Annotated in this window: 1 pseudogene; it reads right to left on the reverse strand. The window is 59.4% G+C overall.

The window, feature by feature from the left end:
- A pseudogene (locus P9217_RS30275) lies at window positions 1-243 on the reverse strand (porin family protein); the annotation flags it as partial.
- Window positions 244-254: the final 11 nt, after the last annotated feature.

A 254-nucleotide genomic window follows, 5' to 3' on the forward strand; every position in this document is an offset into this window, starting at 1 on the left:
GTCCAGCGTGGTCCCGATGTTGCCGACGTGAGCGTCCAGCAGACCTCCGATGAGGAACCGCGGCGCGACCATATAGTCATAGCCAACCGTCAGCTCACCGTAGACGCCTTCGCCACCAATGCCGTTCAGCGAGACTGGAATAAAATCGCTGCTGAGCTTGTGTACGTTGGCACCGGCGCCGACGCCAAAACCAACGTATAGACCGCTCCAGTTAAAGCCGGCAGCTTCTTCTACCGGCTGCACGACGTCTGCTG

This window comes from Mesorhizobium sp. WSM4989 (assembly GCF_029625795.1).
Classification (GTDB): Bacteria; Pseudomonadota; Alphaproteobacteria; order Rhizobiales; family Rhizobiaceae; genus Mesorhizobium.